Here is an 18304-nt window from a genome sequence, read left to right on the forward strand (position 1 = left end):
GCCGCCTCCATCATCTCATTATCTGGTTAAGTATACCAAATTTTATTAGAACATGATAACGCTAAACCGTAATTTGAGGCTTTAGTCGTTCTAATGTTTTGTCGCCGAAGCCGTTGACGTTTTTTAATTCATCAGCTGATTTGAAACCGCCATGTTCTTGTCGATAAGCTAGTATCTTTTCCGCTTTTTTCTCACCGACACCATCTAATTGCTGCAGTCCAGCTAAGTCAGCAGTGTTCAAATTGACTTGTGGCGCCTCACTTTCTGAGCTGGCACCACCACTTGCTGCCGATGACCCCGCTACAGATGTTGGCACCTTCTCACCGCGTTTTGGAATATAAACAACTTGAGAATCCGTCAATTTTTGTGCCAAGTTAACCTGTTTTTCATCCGCATTACTAGCAAAACCACCAGCTAACTGAACGGCGTCAATAACACGCATCGTTGACTCCACCTTTTTCATCCCAGGTTGCTTAACCGCACCCTTAACGTCCACGTACATCGTCGTGTTGACACTGGTTTGACTCGTTGCTGTCACAGAACTGGATGACGAAGCCATCCCCGAATCAGACATCAACGATTGTGAAGTAAATTCTGGCTGTGCGTTAGAAACTGGTCGGTTGCCCAATAGTAAAAAGCTAACAGCAATGATGGTCGATAGACTTAAACCAATAATGATCCAAGTCTGACGGTTACTATTTTCTAGCAGTTCCTTTAACCTATCCACTTTTCTCCCTCCCTTCTCTCTAAACATAACTACGGCTAAAAACCAAAAGGGGTTGTGCCATAAGTCTATATTGTAAGTATTTCAATCCATTTTTTTAGCAAGGATGAGTGAGGCCTATCCTTTGGTTCAATGCGTCAATATTACCTAATCATGCGACAAAATTCAGATTCTTACCATTTAACGCAAATAACCCCCATCCCGACAAAGTACCGTCGGAATGGGGGTTATTCACGTTAAATTCTAGAATCTACCGAGTTTCGTCACACACTCGCTAATGATGCGTATTCAAATATTGCACAGCTTGGTTGAAGGTTGAAACTGGCACCACTTTCATATGAGGTGCGACTTTCTTCGCCGTTTTTTTAGCTAGCTGATAATTAGTTACATGTCCTGGTTCCAGCTGCAAAACAGCCTTAGTCGGTTTCAAATACGGTGCAAAGAAGATGGTTGCACCAGCTTTCTTAGCAGCAACGATCTTTTTATCGATGCCACCAATTTCACCAACTGTTCCGTCCGGATTAATGGTTCCAGTACCCGCAATATTTTGCCCGTGCCGGATGTTTTGACCAGTCAACTGACCATAGATCTGTAAACTGAACATTAGTCCACCAGAGGGTCCACCAATTTGTCCAGGATCCACTTTCACTTCGGGATCAGTTTTAATTTTAACGTTATCAGTCAAAATAATCCCAATTCCCGTTTTACCGCTGGAAAGTTTAATTAACGGTGCACTGGCCGTTTTCAGTTTACCATCGTGTTGGTACTGAACCCGTAGACGATCACCAACCGACTTTTTCGCAATGTATTTTTGAAAACCATACGCATTTTCAAAATGATGACCATCAACCTTGGTAATCGTATCACCTACTGCAAGTTGATGCTTAAACCGGGAATTTTTCTGAACATCCATGACGTAAATGCCCAGGTAGTTTTTGGTGACCTTTTTATGTGCTGACTTGACCGCAACCGCTTTAGCTTCGTTGATGGCACTCTGCATGTAAAAATTCTGCATTTTTACATATGTATCGTTACTTTGACCACCAGTAACACTCTGTTCACTCTCAATTGTGGAATACGGTGACACCTTTGCCATCAAGTATGTAACTGGCCGCGCCTGCGCCAATTTAACCGAGGTAATCATAAACTTTCCCGGACGTTTATCAGGGTGATTTTTGATTTTAACAAACGTTTTTAGATTATCAGCCGATCCAGGAGATTCGATATACTTTGGCATGGGCCATAAGAAACCAATCAGAATCAGGATTGCTAAAACAATGCTGACGCCATACTGAAGAACCTTTTTACGAGTCTGTTTTTTCATACTATTCTGACCTTTGTTTTTGATTTAAAGCTTGAGCAACCGCTGGTGGAACCAGTTCGGAGATGTCACCCTTAAAATGAAGTACCTCTTTCAATAAAGAAGAAGAAATGAAGCTATACTTCGGATCCGTTACGAGAAAAATCGATTCAATTGAATCATCCAAATAATGATTCATATTTGCGATGTCCGACTCATACGATAAATCTCTTAGGTCACGGAGACCGCGAACAATCACACTGGCGCCCACTTTTTTAACAAATTGAACCGTTAGGCCATCTTCCGCTTGAACCGTTACGTTGGGCAGATGAGCAATACTTTGTTGAATTAAAGCTACCCGTTCCTCAGGAGTGAATAACATGCTTTTACTGATGTTGATTCCCACCGTTACAATTACCTGATCAAACAGCTTACTTGCACGTTCAATAATATTCAAGTGGCCTAAGGTAAGCGGATCAAAGCTACCCGGATAAACTGCAATTGTCATTGATTATCACCTTCCTGATAACGGTATACCGTAATTTTTGTAATGCCATAGGACTTTTCAACGATTCGTGTGCAAGCACCGATCTCAGCTGGCAAATCAGCTTCCTGATTCGTTTCGCACATGATTCGGCAGTCTGGATTCAATAACTGACTGGCAATCAGCTCGTGAATTTCTTTAACAATTTTTTGCTCACGATAAGGTGGATCAAAATAAATCAGATCAAAACTTTGATGCTGTGCCTGAAGCTGTTTTAAAGCAATTTCTGCATCCCGTTTAATGACCGTAAATTTATCCGGTTCTTTAGTAACTTCAATATTTTGATTAATAGTTTTGATGGCAGCACCTTGGCGATCAATCAACACAGCATGGTCGATTCCTCGAGACACGCCCTCAATACTCAAACCGCCCGAACCCGCGAAAAGGTCCAAACTTTGACCACCATCAAAATAAGGTCCAAGAATGTTGAATACGGCTTCTTTCACCTTATCCGTAGTAGGTCGGGTTTTCATCCCAGGGACTGCTCTTAGTCTCCGACCACCGTACTCTCCGGCAACAACACGCATTACTCATCCTCCTCAAAATTTATTTGATCTTCCTCTGCTTCAGGTTCATCAGATAAGCCTAATAAATCCATTAATTCATTTCGAGGAGACTCAATGATTCGCTTAACAAACCGCAATTGTTTCAGACGACCAATGGTTTCCTTTGCTTCGTCCTCGTTAACGTAGATAATGGCATAACGCATCCGCTTAGAAACATATTCAAGGTGGCCGTAGCGCTTAAGCTGCCGAACTTGACGTAAGCTTGACACATAGACGACTAAATTGGTTCGAGATTGAATGTCCATTATGCTAACCCCCTCTTTCTGCGCTCTTGCGCACTTATATTTAAAATAATTCCTAACGATATTGTCAGCGAAAAAATACTTGATCCCCCATAACTAATAAACGGGAAGGTCACACCAGTAATTGGCAGCCAACCAACCACACCACCAACATTGATAAAGGCTTGGACGGCAAAATACGTCGCCACACCATAGCAAACCAGCGTATTAAATGGATCAGTAGCCCTAATACCAATGCGGATGGTCTGCCAAATAATAATGCCTAATAGAATCAAAATAATAACAACCCCAATGAGGCCGAGTTCTTCGCCCGTAATCGCCATAATAAAGTCGGTGTTCGGTTCAGGTAAGTAGCCACGCTTTTGAATTGAATTACCCAGCCCAACACCGAATAAGCCGCCATTACTTAAGGCGTAGTACGAATTAACCAGTTGCTGGCCGGAGCCGTTAGCATGACCAAACGGATCGACGAAAGCAACTAGCCGTGCTAATTTATAAGACTTAATGGTCCCTGATTCCGAAAGCTTCAGGGCAATCGGAAAAGCAATAAAAGCGATAAAAGCGACAGCCATACCAAAATATAAATAACTTTTTTTAAATGAAAAACCGCTGCTCAAACACATCATAAAAACAATCGCGGAAATGATCACTGCACTCCCCATGTCGGGTTGAATGAGGACTAAACCAATCATGGCAGCACACATGGTAATAGGCAGCCACATACCTTGCCACCAATGGCCACTGACAATATCTTCCATCTGAGCAGGCATGGTTGCTGTTTTAGCCATTAAAAGAATCAACGTAATTTTAACTAACTCGGCGGGTTGGACACTAATCGGCCCAAGCCTAAACCAGCCAGCTGCCCCATTGACAGTTTTACCAATGACTAACAGCGCCAGTAAAGCAAGAATCAATACAATATACAAGATAATAAGAAAGATTCCGTTTTTGAAAAAATCATGCGGTATCATTAGCATAAACAGGGCAATAAAAAGACCGATAATCACAAAAACCAATTGTTTAAAAAGGTAACTGATAGGTGTCGAACCCATTTGTACAGCCACGTTCGAACTCGCTGAATAAACCATCACCACACCGATTCCACATAGAATCAAGTAAGGTATAAATAACCAATAATCCAAATCTTTTAATTTCTTGACATCGAAGGCATTTCTTATTTTTGAAACCTTCAATTTTCGCAAATTCTGCATCTAAAAAATCCCCAAACTACTCCACTAAATTTCTTAAATAAACTCACTTGATTATAGCATATTGGCCGGTTTTGATGTAAAACCGTGGAAAACCTTTAACATTTTACCAGCTAATTATGCAGAAATAAGTTTGTGATTTATACCGGTTCAGGCTCACTTTCACATTGTCAAAGGACTCTTCAGGAAAATAAACTAAAACGCAACAAAAAATCCCCTCGCAGACAGCAAAATGAAAATAATTTTTTCATTTGCCATCCACAAGGGGATCTTTAAATTGGTATAAATTCACCAATAATATTTAAATTTAGTTATGACGAGCCCGCTTAGCAGCCTTTTCACGTTCGTTAGTGTTCAGAATTTGCTTCCGGAGACGGACGTAGTTAGGGGTAACTTCACAGTATTCATCGTTGTTCAAGAATTCAAGTGATTCTTCAAGTGACAAATGAGTAGGTGTCTTGATACGAGCCATGTCATCGGAACCGGCGGCACGGACGTTGGTCAAGTTCTTACCCTTTGTGATGTTAACAGTAATATCGTTTTCACGGCTGTTTTCACCAACGATCATACCTTCATAAACATCAGTACCTGGATCAATCAATAACGTACCACGAGATTCAATACCCATCATGGCATAAGTGGTTGCTTTACCAGAGTTCATGGAAACCAAAGTACCCTTCTTACGGCCAGGGTTCCAGTTCTTGATAACTGGTGCATACTTCTCAAAAGTATGGTTCAAGATACCATAACCACGAGTCATTGACATGAATTCAGTTGAGTAACCGATCAAACCACGTGAAGGTGCTAAGAAAGTCAAACGGGTTTGGCCGTTGTCAGTACTTTCCATGTTCTGCATCTCACCCTTACGTTGTGAAAGAGAGTCGATCACGCTACCAGTGTATTCGTCAGGGGTATCAATTTGAACTTCTTCAAATGGTTCTGACTTAACGCCATCAACGTCGCGATAGATAACTTCTGGACGTGATACTTGAAGTTCAAAGCCTTCACGACGAAGGGTTTCGATTAAGATTGATAAATGCAATTCACCACGGCCTGAAACAACCCAGGCACCTGGTTCGTCGGTATCATCAACACGAAGCGAAACATCAGTTTCAAGCTCAGTCTTCAAACGTTGTTCCAATTGACGACTTGTGACAAACTTACCGTCTTGGCCAGCAAATGGTGAATTGTTAGTCCGGAAAGTCATTTGTAAAGTAGGTTCGTCAATCCGTAAGATTGGTAAAGCTTCTTGAGTATCAGAAGCAGTAACAGTTTCACCAACGTTAATATCTTCCATCCCTGAAACGGCAATCAAATCACCGGCCTTGGCTTCGTTGATTTCAAGACGCTTCAAACCGAAGAAACCAAACAGCTTAGTGACACGGAAGTTCTTAGTGCTACCGTCTAACTTCATAACGGAAACGTTATCGCCGACTTTGATCTTGCCACGGAAAATCCGGCCAATACCAACACGGCCAACGAAATCGTTGTAATCAAGTAAGGCAACTTGGAATTGAAGTGGTTCGTCTGAGTTATCGATAGGCGTTGGGATGTGCTTAACAATCGTATCAAAGATTGGCTTCATAGTGTGTTCTTGAGTTGCGATATCTGGATCGAAGCTTGAAGTTCCGTTCATTGCTGAAGCATAAACAACTGGGAAATCAAGTTGGTCTTCGTCAGCACCTAATTCAATGAATAGGTCCAAAACTTCATCAACAACTTCTGAAGGACGGGCGCCTGGACGGTCAACCTTGTTAATGACAACAATTGGTGTCAAATGTTGTTCCAAGGCTTTCTTCAAAACAAAACGGGTTTGTGGCATTGTACCTTCAAAGGCATCAACGACAAGTAAAACACCGTCAACCATTCGCATGATCCGTTCAACTTCACCACCGAAGTCGGCATGTCCTGGGGTATCCAAAATGTTGATCTGCTTGTCCCCATAACGGACGGCAGTGTTTTTCGAAAGGATCGTAATCCCACGTTCTCTTTCAATATCGTTAGAGTCCAACGCACGGTCAGCAATCTCCGTATGTTCATCTAAGGTATCTGATTGTTTTAATAATTCATTAACCAAGGTTGTCTTACCGTGGTCAACGTGGGCAATAATTGCGATGTTACGAATGTCATCTCTGGTTTTCAAAATCTTGTTCTTCCTTTCATAAACGCGTGAATCTTCATTATTTAACGGTCAAACTGTAGCGCATTCTCCACACTCTACACCTTGACTTAACGCCATAAAAAAACTGTGACCAGCGTCACAGTCAGACGTTTGAACCGATGATTGGCAGAATGTCTTGTTGTGCTTTTACTGTTGCTACCATTACGAAGTCTGATGATAGCATATCTAGAGGCTTCCCGTCAACTGTTGTCACCGCAAGTCCAAGAGTTTCTGTCAGAATTTTACCAGCACCGAAATCCCACGGCTTTAGATATGAAACGTATGCAACCGTTTCACCTTTTAGCAGATGAATCATTTCAATTCCTGCTGAACCATAGATTCTTAACCCGGAACTAGCTTCTGCAACTTTCTGAAAATTACGGTAGTTGTGCATTACCATGGGACCACTCAGACAAACGAGGCCGTCACGTAAACTGACATTTTCTGGTGCAGCTAACGGTTCATCGTTTTGAAAAACACCGATATCGGGTCCGCCCGAAAACAGCTGATTACCGATTACATCGTAGATATAGCCTAAAACACCCTGTCCATCGATATAAAGTGCAATCATAATGGCAAAATGATCACGTTGCTTAACGAAGTTCATGGTGCCATCAATTGGATCAACTACCCAAACCCAGCCCTTGGTCTGCCGGATTTGATCACCAAAACCCTCTTCACCCAGAATCTGACTGTCAGGCGAAAAAGTCCGGATTTTATTAATGATTAATTTTTCGTTTTCCTTATCAACGTTGGTTACTAAATCTTTGCGACTGGATTTTTCCGAAACACTTAGGTTTTGCTGCATTTTGCTTAAAATAAATTCCCGAGAAGTTCGCAGCCATTGTTTAACCGTCCGATCAATTCGGTGAAGTTCTGTTTCATTCATGAGCTTAACCCCCTATCGTCATTTTAACCGACTTTTTGGTGGTCTCACGGGCTGTTTTTAACGTGCGATACCAACTATACCCGGTAAGCTGTTCGAACTGCTTACCAAGCTGTTTTTCCTGTGACTTGGATGGTACGACAGTTTTAAAAGCTGAGTACGCGGACAATAGCGAATCAATCAAAACGCCTTGTGAAAGTTCGTAAGCATCTTCAACCTGCCGATAAAAAGCAGTTACTGTAATAATCTCGTCAGTTGTCCAATCTGACGCCAAGGGATAACTAAAGTTCTTCAAAATGGCACCCCGTCTATTCTTTATTATTTCTACAGATTTATTATACAGCAAAAAAGGACCAGGCACATAGCCTGATCCTTTCGTTAAATTCAAGTTTAGATGTGGGTTGGGAAACCAATCGCAACATCAGCAGCTTCTTGAATTGGTTCACTCAACGTTGGATGTGGGTGAATGGTTAAAGCAATGTCTTCAGCGTTCATGCCGCTGTTAACTGCCAAACTTAATTCAGCAATCAAATCTGAGGCACCTGGTCCAACGACTTGGGCACCAAGAAGATTATGATTGTCATCCTTAGTGGTTACCAAACGAACGAAGCCGTCTGGTTGGTCAAGTGAAACGGCACGTGCATTACCTGCGAATGGGAACTTAGCCGTGCTGACTTCGATTCCCTTATCCTTGGCTTCACTCTGCGTCAAACCGACAGTGGCAAGTTCAGGGTCTGCAAAGCAGACAGCCGGAACGCCAACCCAGTCATTAGCAGTGTTCTTACCAGAGATAGCTCCGGCAGCAGTTTTAGCTTCAAAGAAGGCTTTGTGAGCCAATGCTGGACCCGGAACAATATCACCAATAGCGTAGATGTTTGGAACTGAAGTACGACCTTGTTGATCAACTTCAACCAAGCCATGATCGCCAACCTTAACATCGGTCATTTCCAGACCAATGTCATCGGTATTAGCCTTACGACCAACAGTAACCATGCAGTAATCAGCCTTAACAGTTGATTCTTTGCCATCTACAGCATAGGTAACAGTAACACTCTTGTCATCTTGTTCTGCTTTCTTTGCCATGGCACCGGTAATCACATCGATACCCTTCTTCTTCATTTGCTTAAGGACAACTTTAACCATGTCCTTATCGAAGTTAGGCAGAATGGAATCAGTACCTTCAACGATAGTGACGTGAGAACCCAAGTTAGCATATGCACCAGCTAATTCAGTTCCAACGTAGCCACCACCAATGACAACGAATTCTTTAGGAATTTCTGGTAAGTTCAAGCCACCAGTAGAGTCAACGACCCGACCTTCAAACTTGAATCCAGGAATTTCAACTGGACGGCTACCGGTTGCGATGATTAAGTTCTTGAATTCGATGGTTAACCCATCATCAGCACTCATGAACTGCTTTGGACCGGTTGATACAACCCGCAACTTGGTGTTTGAATCAAGTACGGCTTCACCTTCGATGACGTCAACCTTGTGCTTCTTCAGCAACATAGTGACACCACCGGTCATCCGATCAACAACCTTCTTTTGCTTCCACTCTTGCGTCTTGCTAAAGTCAATCGAAGGCGCTTGGGTAGTAATCCCAAAGGTTGAAGCATCCGAAGCTTCTTGAAAACGGTGACCTGCGTTAATTAAGGCCTTTGAAGGCACACAACCAACGTTCAAACATACACCACCGATTTTGTTCTTTTCAATAACCGTCACACTTTGGCCGAGTTCAGCAGCACGAATGGCAGCGACGTAGCCGCCAGGACCCCCACCAATGATGACAGTGTCACGTTTTTCAGCATCTGACATATAAGGATCATCCTTCCATTAATAACAATTCTGGTTCATGAAGCAAATCGTTCATCATGTTCAAGGCACGTTGTGCTAAGGCACCATCAATCAGACGGTGATCATAGCTCAATGATAACTTCAACATGTTACCAACAGCGATTTCTCCATCATCGTTGACATATGGTTCTTTAGCAATCTTACCAACACCCAAGATTGCAACTTCTGGTTGATTGATAACAGGGGTAAAGAAGCCACCGCCAATTGAACCAACGTTACTAATGGTAATTGAACCGCCAGACATCTGGTCAGCACTCAGCTTGTTATCCTTAGCAGCCTGGGTGTTATCAGAAATTTCCTTAGCAATTTCAAACATACCTTTAGAATCCGCGTTCTTAATGTTTGGAACGTACAGACCATGATCGGTATCAGTTGCAATTCCGATGTTGTAATAGTGCTTGTAAACAATTTCATTTGTAGTGCTGTCAATTGAAGCATCGAATTCTGGGAACTTCTTCAAAACAGCAACTAAAGCCTTAACCATGTATGGTAAGAAAGTCAAATGAATGTCCTGATCAGCAGCTAATGCCTTGTACTTCTTCCGGTTAGCCATCAAAGCTGAAACTTCAACGTCCTGGAATGAAGTAACATGAGGTGAAATATCCTTTGAAGTCCGCATTGCCTTAGCAATAACTTTACGAGTCATTGACATTGGTTCACGGGTTTCAAGATCAGGTTGTGCTTCCTTGTAAGGCTTGATTGGAGCTGCAGCTGGAGCAGCGGCAGCAGCAGGTGCGGCGGCAGCAGCTGGAGCAGCAGCGCCATTGAAGTTATCAACATCAGCCTTCAGAATCTGACCGTGGTTACCAGTTGGGGTAACGGCAGTAATATCAACACCCTTATCACGTGCGTATTGACGCACTGATGGCATTGCTAATACTAACTTGTTAGGATCAGATTGTGCAGGAACACCGGTTGGTGCTGCAGGAGCAGCAGCGGCAGCAGGTGCGGCTGCTGGAGCTGGTTCTGGAGCAGCTTCTTCTTTAGGTGCTTCGTCTGATGAAGCATCAGATGAGTCATCGTCAGGAGTATCAGGTGAACCATCATCGATCACAACCAAAGTGTCACCGATTTCAGCAGTTTCACCCTCCTGCTTAACAATTTGTTTAATAGTACCAGCCACAGGTGATGGCAGTTCAGAAACAGACTTATCGTTTTGAATTTCGACTAAAACGTCGTCTTCTTTAACGGTGTCCCCTTCTTTAACATCCCATGTTGCAACTTCACCTTCGGCCATACCTTCACCAAGCTCTGGGAGTTTGAATGCATAAGCCATGGAAAAACTTCCTTTCTATTACAAAGTAGTTATATTTAGTAGTTCAAAATTTCGCGTGCTTTTTCTTCGATGTCGTCAGCGTTTGGAATCCAGTCATTTTCAACTTGAGCCCAAGGGTAAACGCTATCAGGAGCAGCAACACGGCCAATTGGTGCATCCAAGTTCATAATGGCATGTTCAGCAATCTCAGCAGTAACCTGAGCACCGACACCGGCCATCTTTTGAGCTTCTTGCACAACAACTACTTTGTGAGTCTTTTCAACTGACTTGAAGATTGTGTCAGTATCAATTGGTGACAATGAACGAAGGTCGATCACTTCAGCAGAAATGTTTTCCTTGGCCAACTTGTCAGCAACTTTTAATGACTCATTAACTTCAGCACTGTAAGCAACGATAGTAATATCAGTACCTTCACGAACTACTTTTGCAGTATCTAGAGGAACTGTGTACTTGCCTTCTGGAATTTCATCCTTCATTGAACGATATAACTTCAGGTTTTCCATGAAAAGAACTGGGTCGTTGTTTTCAACGGCTGAAATAATCATACCTTTGGCATCATATGGGTTAGCAGGTGTTACAACCCGCAGACCTGGGGTACCAACATAGTAGTTTTCAAGGTTGTCGGCATGCATTTCAGCGGTATGAGTACCACCACCAAATGGTGTCCGAACGGTGATTGGCATTGAACGCTTGCCACTAAAGCGGAAACGTTCACGTGACATTTGACCACCTAATGAGTCAACGGCTTCAAAAGTGAAGCCCATAAATTGAATTTCTGGAATTGGACGCCAGCCAGTAGCAGCTAACCCAATTGATAATCCTAAAATTCCTGATTCAGCTAATGGTGTATCGAAGACCCGGTCTTCACCATACTTGTCTTGCAGACCTTGGGTAGTACGGAACACACCACCATTTTTACCAACGTCTTCACCGAAGATCAACGTTTTCGGATCTTCGCCTAAAACAACGTCTAAACCATCTGTAATCGCTTTGATATAAGTTAATTTAGCCATGGTTACTTCGACTCCTTTGCTTCGAATCTTGCAATATCAGCTTTGATTTGTGGAGTTGGTTCTTCGAACGTCGTCTTCAACATATCAACAACTGATTGTGTAGGTGTATTTTCAGCTTCCTTCATTGATGCTTTGAAGCTGTCTTTATATTCCTCAACAAGTTTGTCTTCTTGGTCTTGTGACCATAATCCCTTGTCACCCAATACTTTACGCATACGGATCAAAGGATCAGCGTCGAACCAAGGTTTTTCTTCTTCTTTTGTCCGGTAACGACTAGGATCATCACCAGCACTTGAGTGAGCACCATAACGATAAGTTAAGGTTTCAACCAATACTGGACCATTACCAGCAGCGGCAAAGTCACGTGCTTCTTTAGTAGCAATGTAAGTAGCCAAAACATCCATCCCATCAACTTGAATAGATGGAACACCAGATGCAACGGCTTTTTGAGCTAAGGTTTCAGCAGCAGTTTGCTTGTAACGTGGAACTGAAATTGCCCAGCCATTGTTTTGAACCATGAATACAGCAGGAGCTTGGAATGAAGATGCAAAGTTAACACCTTCGTAGAAGTCACCTTGCGAAGTACCACCATCACCGGTATATACGAATGATACGGCATCTTTTTCACCGTTCTTCTTAATACCTAATGCGGCGCCGGCAGCTTCAACGTATTGCGCACCAATGATAATTTGTGGGAACCAGTTACGTTGGTCACCATAATCATCACCAACGGCGTTACCCTTTGACCATAAGAAGCCTTGGGCTACGGAAGCACCGTGTTGAATTAATTGTGGCAAGTCACGGTAGGCAGGGAACAGGAAATCTTGGTCTTTAAATGCTGCAATTGACCCCATTTCACTTGCTTCCTCACCATAAGTCGGGGCATAGAAGCCTAAACGACCTTGACGAGAGAAGTTCATTGTTTGTTCATGCAATGTACGCTCCCAAACCATCTTTTTCATAAAATCAACTAACTGATCATCTGAAAAAGTATCGAAAAGTTCTTGATTCACGATCTTCGCATCTTTGTCCACAATTTGGAACGTTTTCTTATACGGATCGCTCATCGTGGCTTTAATTGATGCGAAATCAATTACTTGCCCAGTTTTCTTCGCCATAACTAACACTTTCCTTTCCGTTTGTATGCAACCAGTTTCAAAACCACTTTCATAGTTTTGAAACCGTTTGCTTTTCTCAACTACACTCTTAAATTACCACGCTTTCACAATTCATGCAAGCCCTTTCATTACTTTTAAAACGCAAAAATTGCCCAGTTGCCTGTGAACATAGGAATCCTTTTTTCTGAAAAAATGTTTGTATTTTCTTTCACATTTTTTTAATTTCATTTTTGTAACTTATTATGCTAGAATTGATCGTTAGAGCACTTGTTTTTTCAATTTCGGAGGTAATTTTCGTGATTTTAATGAAAGACATCACCAGAGACGGTGACCCTGTCCTCAGAAAAGAAGCTGCCAAAGTCAGTTTTCCCCTATCTGAGGAGGATCAAAAGTTGGCTGATGATATGATGGAATACTTAAAAGTCAGTCAAGATCCAGAACTATGTAAGAAATATGGTTTGCGTGCCGGTGTTGGTTTAGCCGCACCGCAAGTCGGCGTTTCAAAAATGATGGCTGCAGTTCTTGTACCAGCTGAAGAAGGCGCTAAGTCTCCATTTACTGACGTCATTATTAACCCAGTTATTATTAGTCATTCCGTTCAAAGCGGTGCGTTAACTGAGGGCGAAGGATGTTTGTCAGTAGATAAAGAAGTGCCCGGCTTCGTACCACGTCATGACCGGATCACCTTACGCTACCAAGACACTAAGGGCGAAACCCACAAAGTTCGTCTTAAGAATTATCCAGCAATCGTTTGTCAGCATGAAATTGACCATCTTCACGGGATCTTGTTTTACGATCATATCAATAAAGACAATCCTTACGAAGTTAGCGATGATACCATTATGTTTGAATAAACTTTCGATGGTTAGTATTTCTTAAAATTAAGTCATACTGAAAACAGCTTACAGCTCAGCCATTCGGCTAAACAGTAAGCTGTTTTTGTTTGTTTTAATTATTCTGGTTGGTGACGTTAGGCTTCGTTTTAGGGTCCAACCGGTGTAAATCTTGAATGTACTCAATCGTAGCTTCATTAACGAGGTATGCCACACCAAGATGAATACGTTTTGTATGCCGCCAAATATCCGTTACCAAAAACGCTGACTCGCCTGGCTCAACCACCGAAACAATTTGATGATCCTGGCAAAATTCAGCTAAGATATGGTTTAACCGTTGCCTTAAAATTGGTAACTGATCATCCGTAATCTGGTCAATCAAGAGCAAATATTCAAACGCCATCACACCCCTGCCCCAACCATCAGGAATGATACTAGCGTCCAAAACAGTTGCGGGACTTGAAATAAAATGTTCATCTGCTAAACGTTGGAGAGCTCCTTTAACGGCTACATTAGTCTGTTCCAGCGCTGCACTTTGCGCTTTTTTAGTGTTGCGGCTTACAATTATGTGATGGATAAGTAGGTAGAGACAGATTGCAATAATCACAGCAATTAAAATCGTAACTGTTCGACCCATGGCGACCACTCCTTTTTAAATTATACTAACACAATTTATATTTCAACTTTATCATTCTGCAGAAACTTGAATGAAAGCTCGCCGCATTGCGAGATTCTGCCCGGTTGGAAAACTATACAATTTTATTCATATATGATAATATATTAGCAACTGTTGTTCATTAACAACGAGACGTTCGGTACAAATAAAAGATCGGTTAGCGATCAATGCAGTAATTCACTGTAACTATAGAAAGGAAGTAGACAATTTCACTATGATTTTTAAAGTTTACTATCAAGAAGACCAGATTCGTAACCCCAAACGTGAGGATACGAAATCACTTTATATCGATGCTGCCACGGAAGTTGAAGCGCGCGCTTTAGTTGCTGAAAACACCAAGCACAACATCGAATTCATCGAACCACTTGAGGGTAAGTTCCTTGAATATGAACAGGAAAACCCGGACTACAAGTTGACGGAGTTTAATAAATGAAAAAATTAAACGTCAAAAACAATGAAACAGCGATTTTTGGCGTTGGTGGTTTAGGCGAAATCGGGAAGAATACATATGGTATTCAATTCCAGGATGAGATTATTTTAATTGATGCCGGAATTAAATTCCCAGAGGATGAACTACTCGGAATCGATTACGTGATTCCAGACTATCATTATCTCATCGCCAACCAGCAAAAGATCAAAGCACTGGTCATCACCCATGGTCATGAAGATCATATCGGTGGTGTTCCCTATCTGTTAAAGGATTTAAACGTGCCAGTCTACGCTGGACCACTTGCGCTTGCACTAATCAAAAACAAGTTGGATGAACACGGTTTGCTCCGTTCAGCCGAACTTCACGAAATCAATGAAGATACCGTACTGAAGTTCCGAAAAACAAGTGTGGAATTTTTCCGAACGACCCACTCTATTCCGGATACTTTAGGAGTTGCAGTGCATACCCCTTCTGGCGTGATTGTTCAGACTGGGGACTATAAGTTCGATCTGACTCCCGTTACCAACCAGCCGCCTGATTTACAAAAGATGGCGCGCCTCGGTGCAGAAGGTGTACTTTGCCTGATGTCGGATTCTACCAATGCTGAACGACCAATTTGGACGAAGTCTGAAAAATGGGTCGGTAAATCAATTCGCCGGATTTTTGATCAAGTCGATGGTCGCATTATATTTGCAACTTTCGCTTCAAATATTTCTCGGATGGAAACTGCCTGTGAAACCGCACTGTCCCATGGTCGGAAAATTGCGGTCTTTGGTCGAAGCATGGAGGCAGCCATCGTCAATGGTCGCGAACTGGGATATCTGAATATTCCAGATGAAGCACTTATTGACGCAAATGAGTTACGTTCTTTACCAGCTAATAAGGTCATGATCCTTTGTACCGGGTCACAAGGTGAACCAATGGCTGCCCTTTCAAGGATTGCCAACGGTACCCACCGTCAGATTTCAATTCAGCCTGGTGATACCGTGGTCTTTTCAAGTAACCCAATTCCTGGCAACACTGTTAGTGTTAACCACGTTATTAACGAACTTGAAGAAGCCGGGGCTAACGTTATTCATGGTAAGGTCAATAACATCCATACTTCTGGTCACGGTGGTCAAGAAGAACAGAAACTCATGCTTCGGTTAATGAAGCCTAAGTACTTCATGCCGATTCATGGTGAATACCGAATGCTCAAGATTCATACCGAATTAGCTGAGCAATGTGGCGTACCGCTTGACCATAGTTTTATTATGGAAAACGGTGACGTTCTCGCACTCACCAAAGATTCAGCACGAATTGCCGGTCACTTCACTGCTGGTGATGTTTACATCGATGGTAGCGGCATTGGCGATATTGGCAACGTTGTGTTACGTGATCGTCAGCTGCTCTCTGAAGAAGGCTTAGTCGTGGTCGTCGCAACGATCAATCTGAATGATAAAATCATTCAGGCGGGTCCAGATCTTCTCTCACGTGGTTTCGTTTATATGCGTGAGTCTGGTGAGTTATTAAATGAAGGTCGTCGCCTCGTCTTTTCTACCATTCGCCGAGCAATGCGTTCAAAGAAGGCTAACGAGGCTTCCATTCGAAACGCCATCATTGATGATCTACAGAATTTCCTTTATGAAAAAACTGAGCGTCATCCAATGATTTTACCGATGTTAATTATGGATTAAGGTATTAGAAAAGCCATTTGCGGTTGCAAATGGCTTTTTTTGTGGCTCACTAAATGTGAAGCTTTCAAACTTCAAACCCTCTGACATCTCCATAATCTTTCTCATCACATTCTAACTAAATCTGAACACTTTCTAAATACTTCATTCTAGCCCTGACTAACAAAGTCGGCTATAATAAGAAAGTATGATTTTCGAATGCTATTGGAGGATGAGTTAGGTGTCAATCAGTTACTACATCATTTTAAATGAGTTTGCCGGTGGTGGCAGCGTCAAAAATCTATGGCCAGAAATCAAAGCCACTCTAGATGAACGGCAGGTAGACTATAAAGTTGGCCGCTCCACTTATGCTGGACATGCTCAGCTTTTAGCCAATCAATTTGCTAAAGCTCACGCTGATGATGAGCCTACAACACAGCATCGCTACGTCGTTTTAGCAATTGGTGGCGATGGCACGCTTCATCAAGCTATCTCCGGGTTAGCTGAAGCTCACCTAGAACGCCCTATTCCGGTAGCTTACTTACCAGTGGGGTCTGGTAACGACTTCGCTCGAGGTATTAAGATGGCCACTAACTGGCATAAAGCGCTCAATCAGATTTTAAACTGTACCGCTGAAAATTGGCTCACAGTAGGCTCCTTCTTTGATACCAATAAACAGACCCATGGTATATTTACTAATAACGTTGGCGTTGGTTTTGACGCTGCTGTGGTCACGTCCGCTAACGGTGCGCCATCCAAGAGTATCCTCAACCGATTACATCTAGGTGGTCTAAGTTATCTAGCCGCAATTATCGGCGTGTTCTATAACCAAGAAGCTTTTCCTCTGACCGTACACGTTGGCCAGCACAGAGATATTTACTCACACGCTTATTTAGTAACTGTCACTAATCACCCTTACTTTGGTGGTGGCGTAAAGATTGCACCATCAGCTTCTGTTAGTGACCCTAATCTCGATTTGGTTGTCATTGAAAAAGCGAACATTTTTAAACTTCTTTTTATACTATTAATGATATCAATGGGTAAACATTTAAAGTTAAAATCGGTTCACCACTATCATGAAAACAAAATTCATTTAATCGTTCCTTCTATTGAGTATGGTCAAATCGACGGTGAAGAAATGGGTGGTCGCTATTGGGATACCTACTTCGAAACTAAACAGTACCCTTTTTGGATCGATCCTACTATTTAATTTTTTTCACACTAAAAAACATGCCATCATCTGCTAACGACACAAATAGGCGCTATTCCGACAAAACCGGAATAGCGCCTATTTTAAAAGATTTTATTAGCTTTTAGTTACCTTCTAATCCAGAAAATGACAGAAACTCATCTCAATATTACCTGAACGTTTCATTTGGCTCTCTTGCTCCGACCTATTTTCTGAAAAATACGCAACTAATCTTCGGAAGCAGCCATTGCTTCTAAAATCATATTCAAATAGTCACACTTTGCTGAAAGTTCTTGCATCTGCCGACCATATTTAGGCTCGATGGTAATCGTCTCGTGATGACACGGTTCAACCTGTCGAGCTTCAGTCGCCTTTAATTCAGTTAGTTGTTCGTTTACTTTCTGATATTCAGTGAGGATCTCCGTACGATTACTCATCAGTTACACGCCTTCTTAATTGCAAAATAATTTTAAGTAATTTTTAAACAAGAAAGACTATAACACCAAACTTCAACTTTGTGAACCACATTTTACAACAAAACTTCAAAAGATTGCGAAAGCAACTTCTGTAAAAAATAAAAAACGCGACGTTTGAAAATCAAACTTCGCGTCCTTAAATATCATACTTATTTT

The 18304-nt window shown here is 42.1% G+C and carries 19 protein-coding genes; 4 read left to right on the forward strand and 15 right to left on the reverse strand.

What is annotated here, in order from left to right:
- Nucleotides 1–61 precede the first annotated feature (61 nt).
- The 13 genes from CES82_RS07645 to pdhA form a co-directional block, all read right to left on the reverse strand.
- A complete protein-coding gene (locus CES82_RS07645) occupies nt 62–727 on the reverse strand; it encodes a helix-hairpin-helix domain-containing protein (RefSeq protein ID WP_098825070.1) in 666 nt (221 codons plus the stop codon).
- A 271-nt stretch (nt 728–998) separates the two neighbouring features.
- Nucleotides 999–2048 (reverse strand): SepM family pheromone-processing serine protease, encoded by a 1050-nt coding sequence (locus tag CES82_RS07650; RefSeq protein WP_098825071.1) that lies wholly within the window; start codon nt 2046–2048, stop codon nt 999–1001.
- A gap of 1 nt (nt 2049) precedes the next feature.
- Nucleotides 2050–2532: a pantetheine-phosphate adenylyltransferase gene (gene coaD / locus CES82_RS07655; RefSeq protein ID WP_098825073.1), complete on the reverse strand. Its 483-nt coding sequence runs from the start codon at nt 2530–2532 to the stop codon at nt 2050–2052.
- The gene (gene rsmD, locus CES82_RS07660; protein ID WP_098825075.1) at nt 2529–3095 is read right to left on the reverse strand and encodes a 16S rRNA (guanine(966)-N(2))-methyltransferase RsmD; all 567 of its coding nucleotides are present in this window, start codon (nt 3093–3095) and stop codon (nt 2529–2531) included. The genes coaD and rsmD overlap by 4 nt, the downstream gene beginning before the upstream one ends.
- Nucleotides 3095–3379 carry a YlbG family protein gene (locus CES82_RS07665; RefSeq protein ID WP_098825077.1) on the reverse strand — a complete coding sequence of 95 codons (285 nt, stop codon included), beginning with the start codon at nt 3377–3379 and terminating at the stop codon, nt 3095–3097. Before CES82_RS07665 ends, rsmD begins: the two co-directional genes overlap by 1 nt.
- Complete coding sequence (locus tag CES82_RS07670; protein ID WP_098825079.1) at nt 3379–4587, reverse strand: FtsW/RodA/SpoVE family cell cycle protein; 1209 nt, start codon at nt 4585–4587, stop codon at nt 3379–3381. The genes CES82_RS07665 and CES82_RS07670 overlap by 1 nt, the downstream gene beginning before the upstream one ends.
- Before the next feature lie 304 nt (nt 4588–4891).
- Nucleotides 4892–6727 carry a translational GTPase TypA gene (typA, locus tag CES82_RS07675; RefSeq protein ID WP_098825081.1) on the reverse strand — a complete coding sequence of 612 codons (1836 nt, stop codon included), beginning with the start codon at nt 6725–6727 and terminating at the stop codon, nt 4892–4894.
- A 121-nt stretch (nt 6728–6848) separates the two neighbouring features.
- A complete protein-coding gene (locus CES82_RS07680) occupies nt 6849–7634 on the reverse strand; it encodes an inositol monophosphatase family protein (protein ID WP_098825083.1) in 786 nt (261 codons plus the stop codon).
- Between the two features lie 4 nt (nt 7635–7638).
- A complete protein-coding gene (locus CES82_RS07685; protein WP_439959053.1) occupies nt 7639–7926 on the reverse strand; it encodes a UPF0223 family protein in 288 nt (95 codons plus the stop codon).
- A gap of 95 nt (nt 7927–8021) precedes the next feature.
- A complete protein-coding gene (gene lpdA, locus CES82_RS07690) occupies nt 8022–9446 on the reverse strand; it encodes a dihydrolipoyl dehydrogenase (protein ID WP_098825085.1) in 1425 nt (474 codons plus the stop codon).
- A gap of 7 nt (nt 9447–9453) precedes the next feature.
- Entirely contained in the window at nt 9454–10761 is a 1308-nt protein-coding gene (locus tag CES82_RS07695; protein WP_098825087.1) for a 2-oxo acid dehydrogenase subunit E2, read from the reverse strand.
- Between the two features lie 35 nt (nt 10762–10796).
- A complete protein-coding gene (locus CES82_RS07700; RefSeq protein ID WP_098825089.1) occupies nt 10797–11774 on the reverse strand; it encodes an alpha-ketoacid dehydrogenase subunit beta in 978 nt (325 codons plus the stop codon).
- Nucleotides 11775–11776: 2 nt separating this feature from the next.
- The gene (gene pdhA, locus CES82_RS07705) at nt 11777–12892 is read right to left on the reverse strand and encodes a pyruvate dehydrogenase (acetyl-transferring) E1 component subunit alpha (protein WP_098825091.1); all 1116 of its coding nucleotides are present in this window, start codon (nt 12890–12892) and stop codon (nt 11777–11779) included.
- Between the two features lie 296 nt (nt 12893–13188).
- Here pdhA and def point away from each other — a divergent pair, with 296 nt between their 5' ends.
- Nucleotides 13189–13746, forward strand: a complete 558-nt coding sequence (gene def / locus CES82_RS07710; protein WP_098825093.1) for a peptide deformylase — start codon at nt 13189–13191, stop codon at nt 13744–13746.
- A 94-nt stretch (nt 13747–13840) separates the two neighbouring features.
- Here the strand turns inward: def and CES82_RS07715 are convergent, their stop codons facing one another.
- Nucleotides 13841–14362: a hypothetical protein gene (locus CES82_RS07715; RefSeq protein ID WP_098825095.1), complete on the reverse strand. Its 522-nt coding sequence runs from the start codon at nt 14360–14362 to the stop codon at nt 13841–13843.
- Nucleotides 14363–14615: 253 nt separating this feature from the next.
- Between CES82_RS07715 and CES82_RS07720 the strand changes: the two genes are divergently transcribed.
- The 3 genes from CES82_RS07720 (at nt 14616) to CES82_RS07730 (ending at nt 17693) form a co-directional block, all read left to right on the forward strand.
- Nucleotides 14616–14834 (forward strand): DNA-directed RNA polymerase subunit epsilon, encoded by a 219-nt coding sequence (locus tag CES82_RS07720; RefSeq protein ID WP_089088541.1) that lies wholly within the window; start codon nt 14616–14618, stop codon nt 14832–14834.
- Entirely contained in the window at nt 14831–16507 is a 1677-nt protein-coding gene (rnjA, locus tag CES82_RS07725) for a ribonuclease J1 (protein WP_098825096.1), read from the forward strand. The genes CES82_RS07720 and rnjA overlap by 4 nt, the downstream gene beginning before the upstream one ends.
- Nucleotides 16508–16724: 217 nt before the next feature.
- On the forward strand, nt 16725–17693 hold the full coding sequence (locus tag CES82_RS07730; RefSeq protein ID WP_098825098.1) for a diacylglycerol/lipid kinase family protein: 969 nt from the start codon (nt 16725–16727) through the stop codon (nt 17691–17693).
- 206 nt (nt 17694–17899) lie between these two features.
- On the opposite strand, the gene CES82_RS07735 is transcribed toward CES82_RS07730, so the two are convergent.
- Nucleotides 17900–18109, reverse strand: a complete 210-nt coding sequence (locus tag CES82_RS07735; protein WP_098825100.1) for a hypothetical protein — start codon at nt 18107–18109, stop codon at nt 17900–17902.
- Nucleotides 18110–18304: the final 195 nt, after the last annotated feature.

Source organism: Secundilactobacillus silagincola, assembly GCF_002583405.1.
Lineage (GTDB): Bacteria > Bacillota > Bacilli > Lactobacillales > Lactobacillaceae > Secundilactobacillus > Secundilactobacillus silagincola.

Bases quoted from the DNA above. Each gene is read 5' to 3' on its own strand.
- CES82_RS07650 (WP_098825071.1), bottom strand. From the start codon at position 2,048: ATGAAAAAACAGACTCGTAAAAAGGTTCTTCAGTATGGCGTCAGCATT.
- coaD (WP_098825073.1), bottom strand. From the start codon at position 2,532: ATGACAATTGCAGTTTATCCGGGTAGCTTTGATCCGCTTACCTTAGGC.
- rsmD (WP_098825075.1), bottom strand. From the start codon at position 3,095: ATGCGTGTTGTTGCCGGAGAGTACGGTGGTCGGAGACTAAGAGCAGTC.
- CES82_RS07665 (WP_098825077.1), bottom strand. From the start codon at position 3,379: ATGGACATTCAATCTCGAACCAATTTAGTCGTCTATGTGTCAAGCTTA.
- CES82_RS07670 (WP_098825079.1), bottom strand. From the start codon at position 4,587: ATGCAGAATTTGCGAAAATTGAAGGTTTCAAAAATAAGAAATGCCTTC.
- CES82_RS07680 (WP_098825083.1), bottom strand. From the start codon at position 7,634: ATGAATGAAACAGAACTTCACCGAATTGATCGGACGGTTAAACAATGG.
- lpdA (WP_098825085.1), bottom strand. From the start codon at position 9,446: ATGTCAGATGCTGAAAAACGTGACACTGTCATCATTGGTGGGGGTCCT.
- CES82_RS07695 (WP_098825087.1), bottom strand. From the start codon at position 10,761: ATGGCTTATGCATTCAAACTCCCAGAGCTTGGTGAAGGTATGGCCGAA.
- CES82_RS07700 (WP_098825089.1), bottom strand. From the start codon at position 11,774: ATGGCTAAATTAACTTATATCAAAGCGATTACAGATGGTTTAGACGTT.
- pdhA (WP_098825091.1), bottom strand. From the start codon at position 12,892: ATGGCGAAGAAAACTGGGCAAGTAATTGATTTCGCATCAATTAAAGCC.
- CES82_RS07715 (WP_098825095.1), bottom strand. From the start codon at position 14,362: ATGGGTCGAACAGTTACGATTTTAATTGCTGTGATTATTGCAATCTGT.
- CES82_RS07720 (WP_089088541.1), top strand. From the start codon at position 14,616: ATGATTTTTAAAGTTTACTATCAAGAAGACCAGATTCGTAACCCCAAA.
- rnjA (WP_098825096.1), top strand. From the start codon at position 14,831: ATGAAAAAATTAAACGTCAAAAACAATGAAACAGCGATTTTTGGCGTT.
- CES82_RS07735 (WP_098825100.1), bottom strand. From the start codon at position 18,109: ATGAGTAATCGTACGGAGATCCTCACTGAATATCAGAAAGTAAACGAA.